This window comes from Streptomyces sp. SID13726 (assembly GCF_010548375.1).
GTDB lineage: Bacteria > Actinomycetota > Actinomycetes > Streptomycetales > Streptomycetaceae > Streptomyces.
The window spans coordinates 106246-122618 of the sequence record NZ_JAAGLY010000024.1; the positions used below are offsets into that span (position 1 = coordinate 106246).

Annotated in this window: 14 protein-coding genes; 4 read left to right on the forward strand and 10 right to left on the reverse strand. The window is 71.3% G+C overall.

Annotated features, from left to right (window positions below; all coding sequences use genetic code 11):
* Window positions 1–23: 23 nt before the first annotated feature.
* Window positions 24–461, reverse strand: coding sequence for a MarR family transcriptional regulator (locus tag G3I78_RS39030; RefSeq protein ID WP_037709597.1), 438 nt, complete (start codon window positions 459–461; stop codon window positions 24–26).
* A 151-nt stretch (window positions 462–612) separates the two neighbouring features.
* Here G3I78_RS39030 and G3I78_RS39035 point away from each other — a divergent pair, with 151 nt between their 5' ends.
* The gene (locus G3I78_RS39035) at window positions 613–795 is read left to right on the forward strand and encodes a hypothetical protein (protein ID WP_030317890.1); all 183 of its coding nucleotides are present in this window, start codon (window positions 613–615) and stop codon (window positions 793–795) included.
* A 7-nt stretch (window positions 796–802) separates the two neighbouring features.
* Here the strand turns inward: G3I78_RS39035 and G3I78_RS39040 are convergent, their stop codons facing one another.
* On the reverse strand, window positions 803–2197 hold the full coding sequence (locus G3I78_RS39040; RefSeq protein WP_164433713.1) for an NCS2 family permease: 1395 nt from the start codon (window positions 2195–2197) through the stop codon (window positions 803–805).
* 112 nt (window positions 2198–2309) lie between these two features.
* Here G3I78_RS39040 and G3I78_RS39045 point away from each other — a divergent pair, with 112 nt between their 5' ends.
* Both G3I78_RS39045 and G3I78_RS39050 read left to right on the forward strand, forming a co-directional pair.
* Window positions 2310–2570, forward strand: a complete 261-nt coding sequence (locus tag G3I78_RS39045) for a DUF2530 domain-containing protein (RefSeq protein ID WP_164433715.1) — start codon at window positions 2310–2312, stop codon at window positions 2568–2570.
* Between the two features lie 98 nt (window positions 2571–2668).
* Window positions 2669–5059: a cation-translocating P-type ATPase gene (locus G3I78_RS39050; protein ID WP_164433717.1), complete on the forward strand. Its 2391-nt coding sequence runs from the start codon at window positions 2669–2671 to the stop codon at window positions 5057–5059.
* 26 nt (window positions 5060–5085) lie between these two features.
* Here the strand turns inward: G3I78_RS39050 and G3I78_RS39055 are convergent, their stop codons facing one another.
* The 8 genes from G3I78_RS39055 to G3I78_RS39090 form a co-directional block, all read right to left on the reverse strand.
* Entirely contained in the window at window positions 5086–5886 is an 801-nt protein-coding gene (locus tag G3I78_RS39055; protein WP_164433719.1) for a hypothetical protein, read from the reverse strand.
* A gap of 148 nt (window positions 5887–6034) precedes the next feature.
* A complete protein-coding gene (locus G3I78_RS39060) occupies window positions 6035–6886 on the reverse strand; it encodes a DUF5707 domain-containing protein (RefSeq protein WP_164433721.1) in 852 nt (283 codons plus the stop codon).
* Between the two features lie 86 nt (window positions 6887–6972).
* Window positions 6973–7476, reverse strand: a complete 504-nt coding sequence (locus G3I78_RS39065; protein WP_164433722.1) for a hypothetical protein — start codon at window positions 7474–7476, stop codon at window positions 6973–6975.
* Window positions 7473–8720 carry a putative T7SS-secreted protein gene (locus G3I78_RS39070; RefSeq protein ID WP_164433723.1) on the reverse strand — a complete coding sequence of 416 codons (1248 nt, stop codon included), beginning with the start codon at window positions 8718–8720 and terminating at the stop codon, window positions 7473–7475. The genes G3I78_RS39065 and G3I78_RS39070 overlap by 4 nt, the downstream gene beginning before the upstream one ends.
* The gene (locus G3I78_RS39075) at window positions 8720–9046 is read right to left on the reverse strand and encodes a hypothetical protein (protein WP_164433725.1); all 327 of its coding nucleotides are present in this window, start codon (window positions 9044–9046) and stop codon (window positions 8720–8722) included. The genes G3I78_RS39070 and G3I78_RS39075 overlap by 1 nt, the downstream gene beginning before the upstream one ends.
* A gap of 167 nt (window positions 9047–9213) precedes the next feature.
* Entirely contained in the window at window positions 9214–12390 is a 3177-nt protein-coding gene (locus G3I78_RS39080; protein ID WP_164433727.1) for a molecular chaperone Hsp90, read from the reverse strand.
* 142 nt (window positions 12391–12532) lie between these two features.
* The gene (locus tag G3I78_RS39085; protein WP_164433743.1) at window positions 12533–14710 is read right to left on the reverse strand and encodes a S1 family peptidase; all 2178 of its coding nucleotides are present in this window, start codon (window positions 14708–14710) and stop codon (window positions 12533–12535) included.
* Between the two features lie 34 nt (window positions 14711–14744).
* Window positions 14745–15176 carry a hypothetical protein gene (locus G3I78_RS39090; protein WP_203616098.1) on the reverse strand — a complete coding sequence of 144 codons (432 nt, stop codon included), beginning with the start codon at window positions 15174–15176 and terminating at the stop codon, window positions 14745–14747.
* Window positions 15177–15484: 308 nt separating this feature from the next.
* Here G3I78_RS39090 and G3I78_RS39095 point away from each other — a divergent pair.
* Window positions 15485–16373: ALF repeat-containing protein (locus tag G3I78_RS39095; RefSeq protein ID WP_203616099.1), on the forward strand; the 889-nt coding region annotated here is incomplete at its 3' end.

A 16373-nucleotide genomic window follows, 5' to 3' on the forward strand; every position in this document is an offset into this window, starting at 1 on the left:
AAGGGTCGCCTCCTCGATGTGGCTTACAGGTGTGCGAGCTTCTCCAGCACGGGGGCGGCTTCGCGCAGTTTCGCCCACTCGTCCTCGTCGAGGCCGTCGACCAGGGTGGCCAGGAAGGCGTTCCGCTTGGCGCGGGACTCCGCGAGCATGGCCTCGGCCTGCTCGGTCTTCGTGACGACCTTCTGGCGCCGGTCCTCGGGGTGCGGCTCGAGACGGACCAGTCCCTTGGCCTCCAGCAGTGCCACGATGCGGGTCATCGACGGCGGCTGGACGTGCTCCTTGCGGGCGAGTTCGCCCGGTGTGGCCTTGCCGCAGATGGAGAGGGTGCCCAGGACCGACATCTCGGTGGGGCTCAGCGACTCGTCGACCCGCTGGTGCTTGAGCCGACGGGACAGTCGCATCACGGCTGATCGCAGGGAGTTCACGGCGGCAGCGTCGTCGCCATGGGTTAGATCCGGCATCTCTTTAGCGTAACTCATTACTCTCGCTAAACAAGCTGGCGCGCACCGGGATTCCCGTGAGCCTGGCCACTGAAACCCGATCATCACCCGAACGAGTGAGTCCTGTGCGGAAAGTGACCGTCGCGTCCCGCGGGCGGCGACCCTCGTCTACATGGGGACCAGCGTGCTCAGCCTGCGGATAGACGGGGAGCTGCTCGAACGGCTCCGGGACCATGCGGCCAAAAGGGGAATGAGCGTCCAGGACTATGTGATCCGGACGCTCATTCGAGACGACTTCGACGAGCGGTTCCAGACCGCCGTCGACGAGACGGAGAAGTTCTACGGGGTCACGTGAGGGCGGATCACGTGAGACCCAGCGCCGGCATCAGGTAATAGAAGGCGAAGACGGCGGAGACGACGTACATCGCGGCCGGGATCTCCCTGGCCCGTCCGGCCGCCAGGCGCAGCACCACGAAGGTGATGAAGCCCATGCCGATGCCGTTGGTGATCGAGTAGGTGAACGGCATCATCACCATGGTGACGAACGCCGGGATCGCGATGGTCCAGTCGGCCCAGTCGATGTCCCTGACCGAGTTGGCCAGGATCATGAAGCCCACCGCGAGCAGTGCGGGGGTCGCCGCCTGGGACGGGACCATCGTGGCGACGGGTGTCAGGAAGAGGGCCACGGCGAAGAGACCGCCGGTGACCACGTTCGCGAAGCCGGTGCGGGCGCCCTCGCCGACACCGGCGGTCGACTCCACGAAAGCCGTCGTCGCCGAGGACGAGCTCGCACCGCCCGCGGCGACCGCGAGGCCGTCCACGAACAGGACCTTGTTGATGCCGGGCATCTGGCCCTCGCCGTCGGTGAGCTTGGCCTCGTCGGAGACGCCCATGATCGTGCCCATCGCGTCGAAGAAGCACGACAGCAGGACCGTGAAGACGAAGAGGATGCCGGTCAGTACGCCGACCTTGCCGAAGCCGCCGAAGAGGCTGACCTTGCCGAGCAGGCCGAAGTCAGGGGTGGCGACCGGGTTTCCGGGCCACTTCGGGGTGGTCAGGCCCCAGGACGGCACCTTGGCGACGGCGTCGATGATCACCGCGAGGACCGTCATCGTGACGATCGAGATCAGGATCGCGCCGGAGACCTTGCGGACGATCAGCGCGAGGGTGAGCAGGGCGCCCAGGATGAAGACCAGGACCGGCCAGCCGTTGAGGTGACCGTCGCCGCCGAGCTGGAGCGGGACGGTGGTCTGGGCGACGTCCGGGATGCGGGAGACGAAGCCGGAGTCCACGAGCCCGATCAGCATGATGAACAGGCCGATACCGATGGAGATCGCCTTGCGCAGGCCGAAGGGCACCGCGTTCATCACGCGCTCGCGCAGGCCCGTGGCGACCAGAAGCATCACAATGAAGCCCGCCAGGACCACCATGCCCATCGCGTCCGGCCAGGACATCCGGGGCGCGAGCTGGAGCGCGACCACCGAGTTCACACCGAGCCCTGCGGCCAGCGCGATCGGGACGTTGCCGACCACGCCCATGAGGAGCGTGGTGAAGGCGGCGGTCACGGCGGTCGCGGTGACCAGCTGGCCGTTGTCCAGGTGGTGGCCGTACATGTCCTTGGCGCTGCCGAGGATGATCGGGTTGAGCACGATGATGTACGCCATCGCGAAGAACGTGGCGAAGCCGCCCCGGATCTCGCGGGGCAGGGTGCTGCCCCGCTCGGAGATCTTGAAGTAGCGGTCGAGGGCGGTTGGCATTGGATGTTCCTACGAGCAGAAGTGGACAGAGGGAAACGGTTTCAGTATGAACGTATGACTCTGAAGGTGACCATCTCCGCGCGTAGATGTGATCGCCTCGTAAGCTGTCCCCATGGCGAAGTGGACCCCCCAGCACGAGGCACCGGAACCCCTTGAGGGGCCCGTGGTCGCCACGATCACCGGTGGCACGATCCTCTGGTTCGCGCTCTTCCTCGTGCAGCTGCCCTTCTACGGCTGGTTCGCGGACCACGACCGCACCTGGTGGGTGTGGACCTGCCTGGCCGGAGGAGTGCTCGGGCTGTACGGGACCTATTTCGTGCGCAGGAGGGACGCGGCGATCAAGCGGGCTGCTGCGGACACCGCAGAGGACTAGGGCCGCGTACAACCAGGGCACGAGCCGTCTCCTCCCCAGGTCGGAACTTCCGCCCACTCGGCGGGTGAAGCCGCAAAACCGCACGTACCGTCGAATGCATGACGCACATCGACGCGGGCGCCGAACTCGACCCTGTGCACCCCACGACCATCCGGCGGCCGGTGACCGGACTCACCGCGGCCGAGGTCGCCGAGCGGGTCGCGCGGGGGCAGGTCAACGACGTGCCGGTGCGCAGCAGCCGGTCCCTGCCCGAGATCGTCCGGGCCAACGTCTTCACCCGGTTCAACGCGATCATCGGCGTGCTCTGGCTGATCATGCTGTTCGTCGCGCCGTTCCAGGACAGCCTGTTCGGCTACGTCATCCTCGCCAACACCGGGATCGGCATCATCCAGGAGTGGCGGGCGAAGAAGACCCTCGATTCGCTCGCGGTGATCGGCGAGGCCCGGCCCACGGTACGGCGGGACGGCACCGCCGCCGAGGTCAGCACCTCGGAGATCGTCCTCGACGACCTGATCGAGATCGGGCCCGGCGACAAGGCCGTGGTGGACGGGGTGGTCGTCGAGGCGGACGGCCTGGAGATCGACGAGTCGCTGCTGACCGGCGAGGCCGACCCGGTGGTGAAGCGGCCCGGCGACCAGGTGATGTCCGGCAGCTTCGTGGTGGCCGGCGGCGGCGCCTTCAAGGCCACCAAAGTGGGCCGCGAGGCCTACGCCGCCCAACTCGCCGAAGAGGCCTCGCGGTTCACGCTGGTCCACTCCGAGCTGCGCTCGGGCATCTCCACGATCCTCAAGTACGTGACGTGGATGATGATCCCGACCGCGATCGGCCTGGTCATCAGCCAGCTGTTCGTGAAGGACAACGACCTCAAGGACTCCATCGCCCGCACGGTCGGCGGGATCGTGCCGATGGTGCCGGAGGGGCTGGTGCTGCTGACCTCGGTCGCCTTCGCCATAGGCGTCATCCGGCTCGGCCGGAAACAGTGTCTCGTCCAGGAACTCCCGGCCATCGAGGGCCTCGCCCGCGTCGACACGGTCTGCCTCGACAAGACCGGCACCCTCACCGAGGGCGGCATGGACGTCACCGAGGTCAGACCGCTCCAGGGGGCCGACCCGTCGTACGTCCGCAAGGTCCTGGGCGCCCTGGGCGAGTCGGACCCCCGGCCCAACGCCTCGCTCCAGGCGATCATCGACGTCCACCCGGACGTCGAGGAGTGGCGCTGCACCGAGTCGCTGCCCTTCTCCTCCGCCCGCAAGTACAGCGGCGCCACCTTCAGCGAGGGCGACGGCGAGTCCAGCACCTGGCTGCTGGGGGCGCCGGACGTGCTGCTGGGCGCGGACGACCCCGCGCTCGCCGAGACCGGGCGGCTCAACGAACAGGGCCTCAGGGTGCTGCTGCTGGCCCGGGCCGTCCATGACCTCGACGATCCCGAGCCGGCCCGGGGAGCACGGCCGACCGCCCTCGTCGTACTGGAACAGCGGCTGCGGCCCGACGCGGCCGACACCCTGCGCTACTTCGCCGAGCAGGACGTGCGGGCCAAGGTGATCTCCGGGGACAACGCGGTGTCGGTCGGGGCGGTGGCGGCCAAGCTGGGGCTGACCGGGGGCACCGTGGACGCGCGGCGACTGCCCGCCGACCGGGACGGGATGGCCGAGGCGCTCGACGAGGGCACGGTGTTCGGGCGGGTCACCCCGCAGCAGAAGCGGGACATGGTGGGAGCGCTCCAGTCGCACGGGCACACGGTCGCGATGACCGGTGACGGGGTGAACGACGTGCTCGCGCTCAAGGACGCCGACATCGGGGTGGCCATGGGCTCCGGGTCCGAGGCCACCCGGGCGGTCGCGCAGATCGTGCTGCTCGACAACAGCTTCGCGACGCTGCCTTCGGTGGTCGCGGAGGGGCGGCGGGTGATCGGCAACATCACCCGGGTCGCCACGCTGTTCCTGGTGAAGACCGTGTACTCGGTGCTGCTGGCGATCCTCGTGGTGTGCTGGCAGGTCGAATACCCCTTCCTGCCCCGGCACTTGACCCTGCTGTCCACGCTGACGATCGGCGTCCCGGCGTTCTTCCTGGCCCTCGCGCCCAACAAGGAGCGCGCGAAACCGCACTTCGTGCGGCGGGTGATGCGGTACTCGATCCCGGGCGGGGTGGTGGCCGCGGTCGCGACCTTCGTCACCTATCTGATCGCCCGTCACCACTACACCGGCGCGGGCTCGTTGGACGCGGAGACCAGCGCGGCGACCCTGACCCTGTTCCTGATCTCGATGTGGGTCCTGGCGATCGTCGCCCGCCCCTACACCTGGTGGCGGGTCGCCCTGGTCGCGGCGATGGGCCTCGGCTTCGTGCTCGTCCTGGTCGTGCCGTGGCTCCAGGACTTCTTCGCGCTGAAGCTGGTCGGGGTGACCATGCCGTGGATCGCGGTGGGCATCTCGGTGGTCGCGGCGGCCGTCCTGGAACTCCTGTGGAGGCTGGTCGACCGCCGGACCGCTTAGCGCTGGGCTTCCGCCGGGACGCCGTCCTACTTGACGTCTACGTAATCCGCCGCGGAGTTCACCGCCGGTGTGGTCGTCGTGCCCGCGAAGGTGTAGCGGAAGAAGCCGTCGGCGGTGGCCTTGACCGTGGTCTTCAGGGTGCCGGTGCCGGAGGTCTTGACCGTCTTGAGGGTGCTCCAGGTGGTGGAGCCGTTCTTCTTGAACTGGAGCTTCACCGGCTGGGTGGCGTAGCCGGCGTACTTGTTGGTCTCCCAGTTGGCGCGCGAGAGCTTGCCGGTGACCGTGATGGTCTTCCCCTTCTTCACCGGCTCCGGAGAGGCGTCGGTGGTGAGGGTGGACTTGCGCTGGAGCTTGGCGGTGCCGAGGTTGCCCTGCCAGGTCATGCCGTCGTCGGCGTTGACCGCGAGCGCGCCCAGCTTCCAGGTGCCCGCCTCGGTGCTGATCAGGTCGGAGTCCTCGTCGGCGGCCTTGGGGCGGAACTGGATCTTCGCCGTGCACTTCAGGACCGTCGAGGAGGACGCCGTGCAGGTGCCGGCGTCGTCGCCGCCGAGCAGGTCGTCGGAGTGCAGGCCGAGCGTGGCCCCCCGGTAGAGGACCGGCCCGGTCTGGAAGGAACTCGCGGCCAGATTGGCCGGCTTGGTCACGGTGTACGTCGCCGAGACCGTCACCTGGGCGGTGGGGCCGACCACGATGTTCTTGCCGCCGTTCACCTTGAGCTGCGAGAAGGTGACGGCGGGCCCGGCCGTGGCGGCCTGCGCGGCCGGGACGACGAGGGCGGAGAGGGCCACGGCGCCGGAGACGGCGACCACGGTGGCACGTATGCGCATGTGCGTTTCCCCTGAGGGATCAGTGTTCTAGGAGTCTGTTGACTCGCAGGGTCCGATCCACGAGGGGTGGCACAGGTTGTACGGCGGGCCCGGATTTTGTCCGCACATGCGCAACGCTTTACCTCACGCCGACTTACCGCACGTCGGCTCAGCGCACGTCGACGAAGTCCCCGGTGGCGTTGGCCGCGGGCGTGCTGACCGTGCCCGCGAAGCTCCAGCGGAAGTAGCCGTCGACCGTGGCCTTGAGGGTGGTCTTCAGGGCGCCCGTGGAGTTGGTCTTGACGGTCTTCACCGTGGCGTAGGTGGTGGAGTTCTTCTTGCGGAACTGGAGCTTGACCGGCTGGGTGGCGTAGCCGTGGAACTTGAGGTCCTCCCAGTTGGCGCGGGAGAGCTTGCCGGTGACGGTGATGGTCTTGCCCTTCTTCACCGGCTCCGGGGCCGCGTTGACCGTGAGCTTCGACTGGCGCTGCACCTTGTGGGTGGCGTAGGTGTCGTTCCAGTAGACGGTGCCGGTCTCGTCGGCGGCGATGGCGGCGGCGGTGACGTGCCAGGTGCCGGCCAGGGAGTTCATGAAGGGGTTGCGGCCCGGGGTGACCGTGATGGTCAGCTTGCAGTTCGAGGTGGTGGCGCTGACCGCCGTACAGGCAGCGGTCTGTTCCTTGGGGGTGAAGACGCCGTCGACGTGGTTGCGGTCCCGGCCGTGCCACAGGTCGAGATAGGCGTCCCGGATGCCGGCGGAGTGGCTGGCGGTCAGCGACAGGGTGTAGGTCTTGCTGCCCGTCGTACCGGCGACGATGTTCTTGCCGCCGTTGACCTTCACGTTGGAGACGACGGGCAGTTCGGCGTCGGCCGCCGCGCGCATCGCCGATCTGGAGACGCCGAAGCGCTCCGCCGCACCGGGTTTGTGGAGACCTCCGCCGTCGGCCTGTGCGGCCGGTACGGCGAGGGCGGACAGGACGAGGCCGCCGGAGACGGCGGCCACGGTGGCTCGGATGCGCATGGTCATTCCCCGCTTGGTCAGTGGTCCCCGGATGTCTGATCAGATGCGGGGCGACCGCGGGAGGTTGCCTGGACGGTAAGAAATTCTCAGCCGAAGACCGAGGTGACCGGGGAGGTCCGGAACGTCACCGTCGGACCGTAGGAGCCGTCCTCCTCGTCACTCACCTCGACGGTGATCTCCCGGTCGGGATAGCGCGCGGACAGGACGCCCTGCCAGCACTCCCCCAGGGCCAGGGCGAGCTGGGGCAGTTCCTCGCCGAGCCGATCGTCGTCCGTGAGGGGCGAGTTGGCGAAGGTGTCCCACAGCTTGACCTGGTTGGTGACGGACTCGACGCGCTCACGGTCGTCGCCCAGGCCGGCGAACCAGTCGTCGACGTTCTCCTGCCGGAACCGCTCCTTGAGGAACACACCGCCGCGGTACTCGACCGTCTCGGGGCAGAACAGCCAGGCGGCGGCCAGCACGAAACGCAGCCCGCCCTCGAAGTCGAGGAAGTTCGCCGGGGCGAGTTCCTCGTCCTTCCACTCGGTGCGCCACTTCCGGAAGAAGGCGGGTAGCTCACGCTCGGACCAGGAGGGTCTGCTGCTGCTCACGGAATCTCCCACGGGAACGCGGCGCGCACTTCCTTGCCGGGGCGCACGAAGACCTCGCCCGTCTTCGGGTTGGTGTTACGCACGTACTCTACGACGTGCGGGGTCTCCACCCCGCCGTGCGGACGGCCCTCCAGATCCACGCGCTTGACCGCGCGGCCCTCGGAGTCGTACGTCGTGTAGTTGGTGACCTTTCCGGTCTGCGGATCGGTCTTGTAGAGGGTGCCGTCCTTCGGGCCGTTCTCCACCGGCAGGTTGTTGCCCGCGCGCCCGCCGGAGCCCTGGTACTGCTCGCCGTTCTTGATCAGGTCGGACGCGGGTCGCTGCGCGGAGCCCCCGGTGCCGGAGCCCTCGCTGTTCATCCTGAGGGGCTCGACCCTGGAGTCGTTCCCGGCGTGCTGGGCGAGGTCCACCGCGCCGGCGCCCGCCAGGCCGACGCCGGTGGCGATCCCGGCCGCGGAGACGGCGTTGAGCGGTACTCCGGCGATCGCCCCGACCCCGGTGGCGTCCAGGGCGACGCCGAGCCCCTCGCCGCCGGCGCTGACCCCGGCCAGGAGCATGCCGCCGAGCATGGCCGCGCTGTCGCCGGGGTGCTGGACCATGGCGTTGCCGAAGGAGGCGAGGTCGTTGACGACGGTCTTGCCGCCGTCCAGCAGGCCCTCCCCGACATCGCCGAAGAAGTCGCCGACCTTGGACCAGAACCCGGGGCGCTCCGGGGCGGCCTCGGTGGCCTTCTTCACCAGCGCGGCCGCGGTGTGCCCAGCGCTGTCGACGTTGCCGCGCGCGGTGTCGAGGGTCCCGCGGGCGGCGGAACGGTCCGCCTCGCCCGGGTCGTCGAAGGGGATCTCGCTGTTGTCCCCCTTGCTGCGCGCCTGGTCGACCCGCTGCTGGTGGGCGCTCCTGGCGTTCGCGGTGGCCGTCTCGCCGCGCGCGTACCGGGCTATGGCGTCGGCGGCGTGCTGCTGGCCCGCGCGCAGGGCGGCGATGTAGTCGTAGAGGGCGTTGGCGGCGGCGTGGAAGTTGTCACCGGCCTCGACCCAACGGGCCGGCTGGCCGTGGAAGCGGTCGCGGAAGGCGTCACCGGCCTGACCGCGCCAGCCGTTCTCGGTGTCGATGCTGGCCAGTCCCTCGCCGGCCTCGACGAGGACGTCGCCGTAGGCGAGCAGCGACTGGGCGGTCGTGGTCAGGGAGTCCGGGGCGCCGGGGACGAGGGCGCGGGGGTCGGTGGTCCCGCCGAGTTCGGCCATCAGGACGCTCCCGGGTCGGTGCCGGTGGCGGAGCGGAGAATGCCGTCGGCCGAGAGCTGGATGTGCCGCTCGGCCGCCTCGTAGCTCTGCACGCAGTGACCGAGCCGGTCGGCGACCTCCGAGCCGTCGGTGGCCAGGTGGGTCACGCCGATGTTCCAGCGATCGCAGAAGTCGTCGACGGCTCCGGCCAGTTCGTCGTGGCCGAAGGCGTCCTTGGGGGCGTCGATGTCGCTGACCTTCTTGGTGGCCATCGCGTCCAGCGTGGTGCTGATCCCGGTCGCGGCCTTGCGCAGTGCTTCGAGGTCCACGGAGAAACCGTCCGCCATGTCCCGTGCCCTCCCCCGGCTCGGTGCCGCGGCCCCGTCAGAGGCCGCGATCGGCAGAGGAAGGTAGCAGCGGACGGTAAGGGGCGCAGCGGGAGATTCTTACTTGACACCGGTGGCCCGACACCGGGATGCGGGAGGCGGGTGCCGGCCCGCCTCCCGGGCCGTGCTCAGTCGAACCAGCGGTCCCGGGCCAGTTCCCGGGTGCGGGACGGGTCCTCCAGGAGAGCCGCCACCTCGAAGCGGCGCGGCCACTGGCCCGCCGCCCAGGCGAGGCCGGCGGCCACGCCCTCCAGGGTGGCGGCGTGCAGGACACCGTCGTTGGTCAGGCGCCAGTCGATCTCCACGCCGTCGACGACGAGTTCGTCGTGCTCGACGTACGAGGACGGGGTGCGGGGGCCGAGCAGGACCCGTACCGAGTCGGGTACGTCGTGCTCGGTGCCCTCCGAGTCCACGGACCCGGTGACGGACTCGCTGAGCCGGCGGACCTGGAAGAGTTCGGCCAACTCGGCGGCCCGCGCGGGGCGTACCGGCAGCAGGGGGACGCCCTCGGTGAAGGGCAGCAGGTCGGGCGAGTCGACGACGACCGCGTCGGCCGCGTCCACCACCTCGACCCGGCCGTCGGTCACCGCGCGCAACTCGTCGGGCAGGGTGACCTGTTCGGGGTCCAGGTCGGCCAACGCGCCGTAGAGCGCGTGCAGTTGGGCTCCGGTGACCGGACGGTCGGGGTCGGCGAGGCGGTCCAGGAGTTCCGCCGCGCCGCCGGGCTCGTCGAGCAGCGCGGCGACCGAGGTGCGCACCCCGAGCGCCCGCAGCACCTGCTCGTCGTCGAACCCGGTCGCGTCGGCCTCGTCGTACAGACCGCGCAGCAGCGGGTCGCCGCCCGCGGCCAGCAGTCCGGCGGGGCGGCGGCCGTCGAGCACCGGGTTCCCGCGCAACCACCAGGCGGTGTACGGCCGTACGACCTCGTGGGTGCCGTCCGGCAGCAGGATGCGGACCTGCTGGGTCAGGGCGTCCCGCAGGGGCGGCTGCGCCAGCAGGGCCAGGGCCTGCGGCCACTTGTCCTCGTCGACCAGGTCGAGATCGCGTACGGCGATCAGCTCGGTGGCGACCGGCGGTACCGGGGTGTCCGGGAAGCGGTCGAGGATGTCCTCGCACCACACGTCGACGGCGTCCAGCAGCCCGGCGTCGTCGGGCTCGGCGAAGTCGCCCTCGCGGGGCTCCAGTTCGTCCGGGTCGAGGACCACGTCGGTGGCGCGGACCAGGGCGAAGCCGGCGAGCACCCCGCAGGCGGCGAGGGGCTGTTCGCCCCACTTCTCGGCCAGTTCGGCGTCCACGAAGGCGAGTTCGTCCTCGCGCATGACCCGGGCGAACGCGCTGCCGGGCAGGACGAGTTCACCGGCGGGGACCAGCTCCCCCTCCTCGTCGGGCAGGGCGAGCGCGCCCAGCCAGGGTTCGTCGCCGGGCTCCAGGCCCGCGTCCCGGACGAGCGCGAGGACGGTGTCGGCCAGCTCCTCGGCGTCCGGGGTGTCCTCCTCCCAGTCCAGCCCGCCGTCGTCGTCCATGGAGGCGGCGACGGCGGCCCGCACCTGGGGCGTGGTGAGCACCGCGCGCGGAGTCGCGGGCAGGGCGCCGAGCTTCTCCAGGAGCGGGTGGGCGGCGTCCGGGTGGGCGACCTTGAGGCCGAGCCGGGCGAGGGTCTCGGGGTCGATGAGAGACCCCTCCGACCTGGGCAGCAGCACCTGCCGGGGCCCGATGGTGGTCCGCCCGTCGGCGAGCGGCACGGGAAGTCCGGAGAGCCGGTCGGGGTCGACGCCCGCGAGGCTGTCGTAGAGCCGCTGCCACCACTGCGGTTCCTTCTCCAGGCCCGCGAGCCGGTCCACGGCATCGGTCAGCGGGACCCGCGCGACGCCCAACGTCCGCAGTTCCGCCCGGCGTTCGAGACCGGCGGGCAGCAGGGTGGGCAGCACCTCGGCGAGCACCCGCACGGTGTCGGCGCCGGCTCCCTCGACGACCTCGGCCTCGCGGGGGCGCAGCGCCTCGGGGAGGTCGTCGGTCGGGTCGAGTGCGGGCGGGAGAAAGGCGGTGCGCGGGAGGCGGTCCAGGATCGCCCCGCGCAGGGCGCCGTCCAGTTCGCCCTTGCCCAGCGGGCCCGGTACGAGGGGGATGATGCCCTCGGTCACCGGCCGCCAGGCGGCGAGGAGTTCGGCGTAGGCGTCCGCGGCGCGCTGCACGAGGAAGTCGGTGAGCGGTCCGGGTGCCGCGTGCCTGCGGGTGGTGTCCAGCGGGAAGGACGCGATGAGCAGCGCGGGCACGCCCAGGGCCTCGTCGCTGGGGGTCGGGGCGTGCACGACGGGGCTGGTGCGGGGGTGCGCCGGGCTGCCGTCGGCGTCGGCGGGCACGGCCCAGGTCAGCGACCAGTGCGGGCGCAGCCGCTCCTCGACGGGCCGGTCGGCGAGGAGTTCGGGGGTGAGCGGTCCGTGCGCGGACGCGGTGCGCCACCGGGTCGTACCGTCGCGCGAGTCCTCCACGACGGTGAGACGGCCCTCGGTGCGGCGGGTGATGGTGCGGACGGTGTCGGTCTCGACGACGACCTCTTCGAGCCCGGGGAGGGCGAGCAGCAGGGCGTCGTCGACGGCGGCCAGCAGGCGTTCGGCGAGGTCGGTGGCGGCGGGGTCGCGCAGCGGGAGGATGACGACGGTGTCGTAGGGCTCGGGGGCGGTGCCCTCGGCGGCGAACGGGAGCCGCAGCAGGGGCACATGGCCGTCGCGCCGCCGGACCTCGTCACCGAGGCCGGGGCTGTGCCGGGCGGTCTCGGCAGCGTGGTCGCGGGCCTCGGCGAGCGACCAGCGCACGCCTCCGTGCCGGCCGACGACCGCGGGTTCGTCGGTGACGGCGAGGACGGCGGCGAAGCCGACGCCGAAGCGGCCGACGGAGGTGACCGGGAGGGCGGGGGCGTCGGCGGGGCTGACGGAACCGGCTGTGCCGGAGAGGCCCGCCGCACCGGTCTGGGGCTCGCGCTTGGCCGAGGCGCGGAGGGTGGAGAGGGACTCGACGCCGGTCGCGTCGAGCGGGGCGCCGGTGTTCGCGGCGAACAGCACGCCCTCGCGCAGGGTGAGCCGGAGCCGGCCCGGGACGCCCGCGCGGGCCGCCGCGTCGGCGGCGTTCTGCGCGAGCTCGACGACGAGTCGGTCCCGGTACCCGCCGAGGACGAGGTCCTCCTCGGCGTTGGCGTCCTCCCGGAAACGGGCCGGACTGGTGGCCCAGGCGTCCAGCACACCTCGCCTGAGCCGGGCGGTCCCGAACGGGTCGGCACCCTCGGCGGCGGGCCGCACGAACTTGCTCACGTTGACTCTCCTCATCGGCGTGAGCACGAAGGTACCGCGCGCGAGCTGGGCCGTGACCCGGGGTCGGTTCGCGGTGCCCGCAGCGGCCGACGGGCGGCGGGGCCTGGGCCTCGCCGCCCGTCGGGACGGTTGTCGCCCGGGGTTACCTGGCCGCGCGGCCGAAGGTGTCGCCCGCTGCCGGGAGGCCTCCCGTACCCGGCTGGTACGTGGTCACCGCGGCCACCGTGCCGCCCGCCGTCACGTTGGACAGCGGCAGGGCGTACAGGGTGCCGTACGTGGACGGACCGTAGGGCAGGCCGACGTACAGGGCGGTGCCGGTGTAGTGCATGCTCACGCCGAGCCGCTGGTTCGCGGCGGGGGTGCCGGGGATGCCGTCGCCGTCGCCCACCTCCAGCCAGCGGTCGTTGGCCCCGGGGGTGCCGAGCAGCGAGAAGGTGCTGATGGCGCCCGCGCTCGCCGCGGTGCCGACGGCCTCGTCGGGGCTGCCGACGGCCAGCTTCAGGGTGGCAGTGGTGCTCACCGCGCGCGGTGCGGTGTTCACCGCGGCCAGGGTCTGGCCGAAGTGGTCGCCTGCCTCGGACGTGCCGACCACGTCGTCCTCGCCCGTGCCCGACTGGTAGGCGTTGAGCTGGGAGTAGGTGCCGGTCGCGGTGATCCGGAAGGTCAGCACATTGCCCGTCTCGGCCTTGGAGACGCCGTCGACGGTCAGTGCCTCACCCGGCGACCCGACCGCGAGGATCGACTCGGTCGCCGCCGCGGCCCCGGAGGGACGGTAGGGGACGAGCGCCACCGCGGTGCCGAACCCGTCGCCGGCCTCCGCGCCGCCGCTCACCGTGTCCAGGTCCTGGTCGAGGCCGAACAGCGGGGTGGGGCGGTTCTCGGAGTTCAGCGTGTTCGGGTCGAACACGGCGAGGTTCCCGGCGCCGGCGTCCGTTCCGATGGTCTCGTCGGGGGCGCTGATGACGATGTGGTTCGCGTCGGCCGCGACGGCGCCGCCGAAGCCGTCGCCCGCCTCGATGGACCCCGGGACGTCGAGGCTGTCCTGGTGGATGGAGGCGTTCGTGGTGCCGTGGACGTAGACGGCCATGCCGGCGTCGGCGGACGTGTCGAGATCCTCGCCGGGGCTGCCGATCACCAGGAACGGCTCACCGGAGTTGGTGACCGCGGCCGCGAGGGCGGCGCCCATCCGGTCTCCGGTCTCGGCGCTGGACGCGCCCAGCGAGCCGTTGCCCGCGCCCTGCTGGTAGTTGGTGTCCTTCACGGTGCCGGTGCCCAGGCCTCCGGTCGCTCCGTGCAGGAGGTCGACCATGCCGGCGTCGGTGGCGGTGCCGAGGGCCTCGCCGGGGGTGCCGACGGCCAGGTCGGTGCAGCCGTCCTCGTCGTAGTCGACGGTGGCGAGGGTCTCACCGAAGCCGTCGCCGGCCTCCGAGCTGCCGTTGACCCAGTCCAGGTCCTGGGTGATCTCGGCGGTGCCCTTGCCGCCGCCGTACACGACGCGGACCAGGCCCGCGCCGCTGTCGCCGCCCACGGTGGCCGTGGGGTCGGCGACGGCGATGTCCTGGACGCCGTCGCAGTTGAAGTCGGTGACGGGCGCCGGGCCGGTGGTGGCGGACACCCAGGAGGCGAGGTCGTCGGAACGGGCGGCGATCGCCCCCGTGCGGGTCTCCGTCTCGCCCAGGCAGCCGCCCTGCCAGGAGCGGCTGCCGACGCCGACCAGTTCGGTGGTGCCGTTCGTCTCGCGCAGCAGCGGGCCGCCGGTGTCGCCCTGGCACAGGGCGCCGTCCTGGCCGGTGAGGGTGAGGGCGTCGGCGCCGACGGCGCCCACGGCGAAGGTGGTGGTGTGCGCGGTGGCGGTCAGCCAGTCGGTGGCGGTACGGCCGTAGCCCACCGCGCGCAGGGAGTCGCCCGCGACGGGGGCCGTGGCGGCCACGGCCACGGGGGTGACACCGGTGACCGGGCGGGCGAGCCGGGCCAGGACCAGGTCACGGCCGGTGCGCGGGACCAGCTGCACCACGGCGCTGGTCTTGCCCGCGACGGTCGCGGTGGCCTTCAGGGCGGGCTTGCCCGCGGCGACGGTGGGCACCTCGGGGTCGGCGGCGAAGCAGCTCGCCGCGGTGACGATCCAGTCGGAGGCGACGAGGGCGCCGCTGCACGCGCGGGCCGTGTCGTCGGCACCGAGGGACACCTTGGCGGTGAAGGCGTAGGAGCCGGTGGAGACCGGGTCGCCGGCGACGGCGTGCGCCGGGACGGCGGTCAGGGCTCCGGCGGTGGCGACGGCCCCCACCAGGGCCGCGCCCGCGGAAGAACGCAGAGAGGTCACGTTTCTCGATTCCTTGATGCTGGGTGCGGCCGGTTCAGCCGGTGACACGGATCTCGACGAGCACGGAGCGGGCGCCGCCCACGGTGCCCTCGCCGACGCTCTCGAAGCCGCCCTCGGCGACGGCGACGGTGGTCGTGGCGCCGTTCGCGGTGAGGTCGGCGCTGATCGGGTGGTCGCCGGTCTCCAGCGCGAAGACCCGGGGCAGTTCGAGCGTCAGCCACCCGGAGGCGGCGGTGGCCTTGAAGCAGTAGTCGCCCTTACGGCCGACGGTGCTGTCCGCCACGGTGTAGACCCTGATCTGGTCGGCGGTGCCGTCGCAGGTGGCGAGCAGGATGTGGCCGTCACCCTTCTTGAGCTGAATTCCTTCCGAGGTGAGAATGCCCGCCGCGCCGGGATAGGAGAACTGCTCCACCGCGCTGGGCGGAGTGTCTGCCGCGGCGGCGGAGGAATCGTCGGCGACGGCCATGGGAATAGCTATCGCCGCTCCCACGAGAGCGGCGATTCCAGAAAAGAAAAGACCACGAGCACGAGCACGGAAAGACACCGCACCCTCCTTTCGGGTGCGGCATTTCCATGCCGAAAGCCGCTCCCCCCAAGCGTTTCCCCATCAAAGAACCTGCACAAGATAACCCCGAGTTCACCCACCGTCAACCCACTTTGATTCATGATCAAAGTACCCAGAAAGGTACATAAGGGAATAATAAAGCGAAGGAAAAGCGCATGTATAGTGACGGCCATTCTTGGCAAGGAAAACAATCAGATACCGGGGGCTCGATGACTCGAAGAACGCCACGCGCGATACAGAGAACGGCACTGGGCCTGCTGCCGCTGGCTCTTGCCGCCGGCCTGCTGGGCGCCGCGCCCGCGGCCGCGGTGTCCGCCGACGCCTCGGAGGTGACCGCCGCCGACCGCGGGCAGGTCGTCGACTACTGGCGTGAGGGCGGACCCGGCGTCAAGGCGGCCGCCGAGGCGGCCCTGACCGGCACCGACGCCGACGTGGAGACGTTCCTGGCGGCCGCCGACGAACTCACCGGCCAGGACGAGCGGGTGACGGCCGCCCAGGTCGCGAGCGTCGGCGGGCCGGAGCTGCTGGCCGCGGCCCGCGCCGCGCTCGCGGGAACCCGCGCCCAGCTGCACGACTTCCTGGACGACGGCTGGGAAGACCCGATGCAGCAGGACAACCGGGTCCGGGTCGCCCAGATCGTCGACACCGCCGGGCCCAACGTCCGGGAGGCCGGTCAGGCCGCGCTGAACGGCAGCCCGGAGGACGTACGGAACTTCCTCGCCGAAGTCCAGTACACCCAGCAGGAGCAGGACGAGCGGGTCCAGCTCGCCCAGATCATCAGCGTGGGCGGCACCAACGTAAGAGCCGCCGGACGCCTGGCGATCAGCGGCAGCGCGGCCGACATCAAGGAGTTCCTCCAGGTCGGCCAGTTCGTCGCCCGCGCCAAGGACCAGGAGCACGACACCGTCGCCCAGCTCGCCGCACAGGCGAAGGAGGCGGGACGGCAGGCCGCCGCCCAGACCGCGGCCGCCAAGACCGAGTCCGCCAAGGCGGTGCAGGCCTCCCAGCTCGCCAAGGCGGCCGCGCTGGAGGCGGCAGCCGAGGCCGAGGCCGCCAAGGACGACACCGACAAGGCCGCGCTGGCCGCCAAGCGGGCCA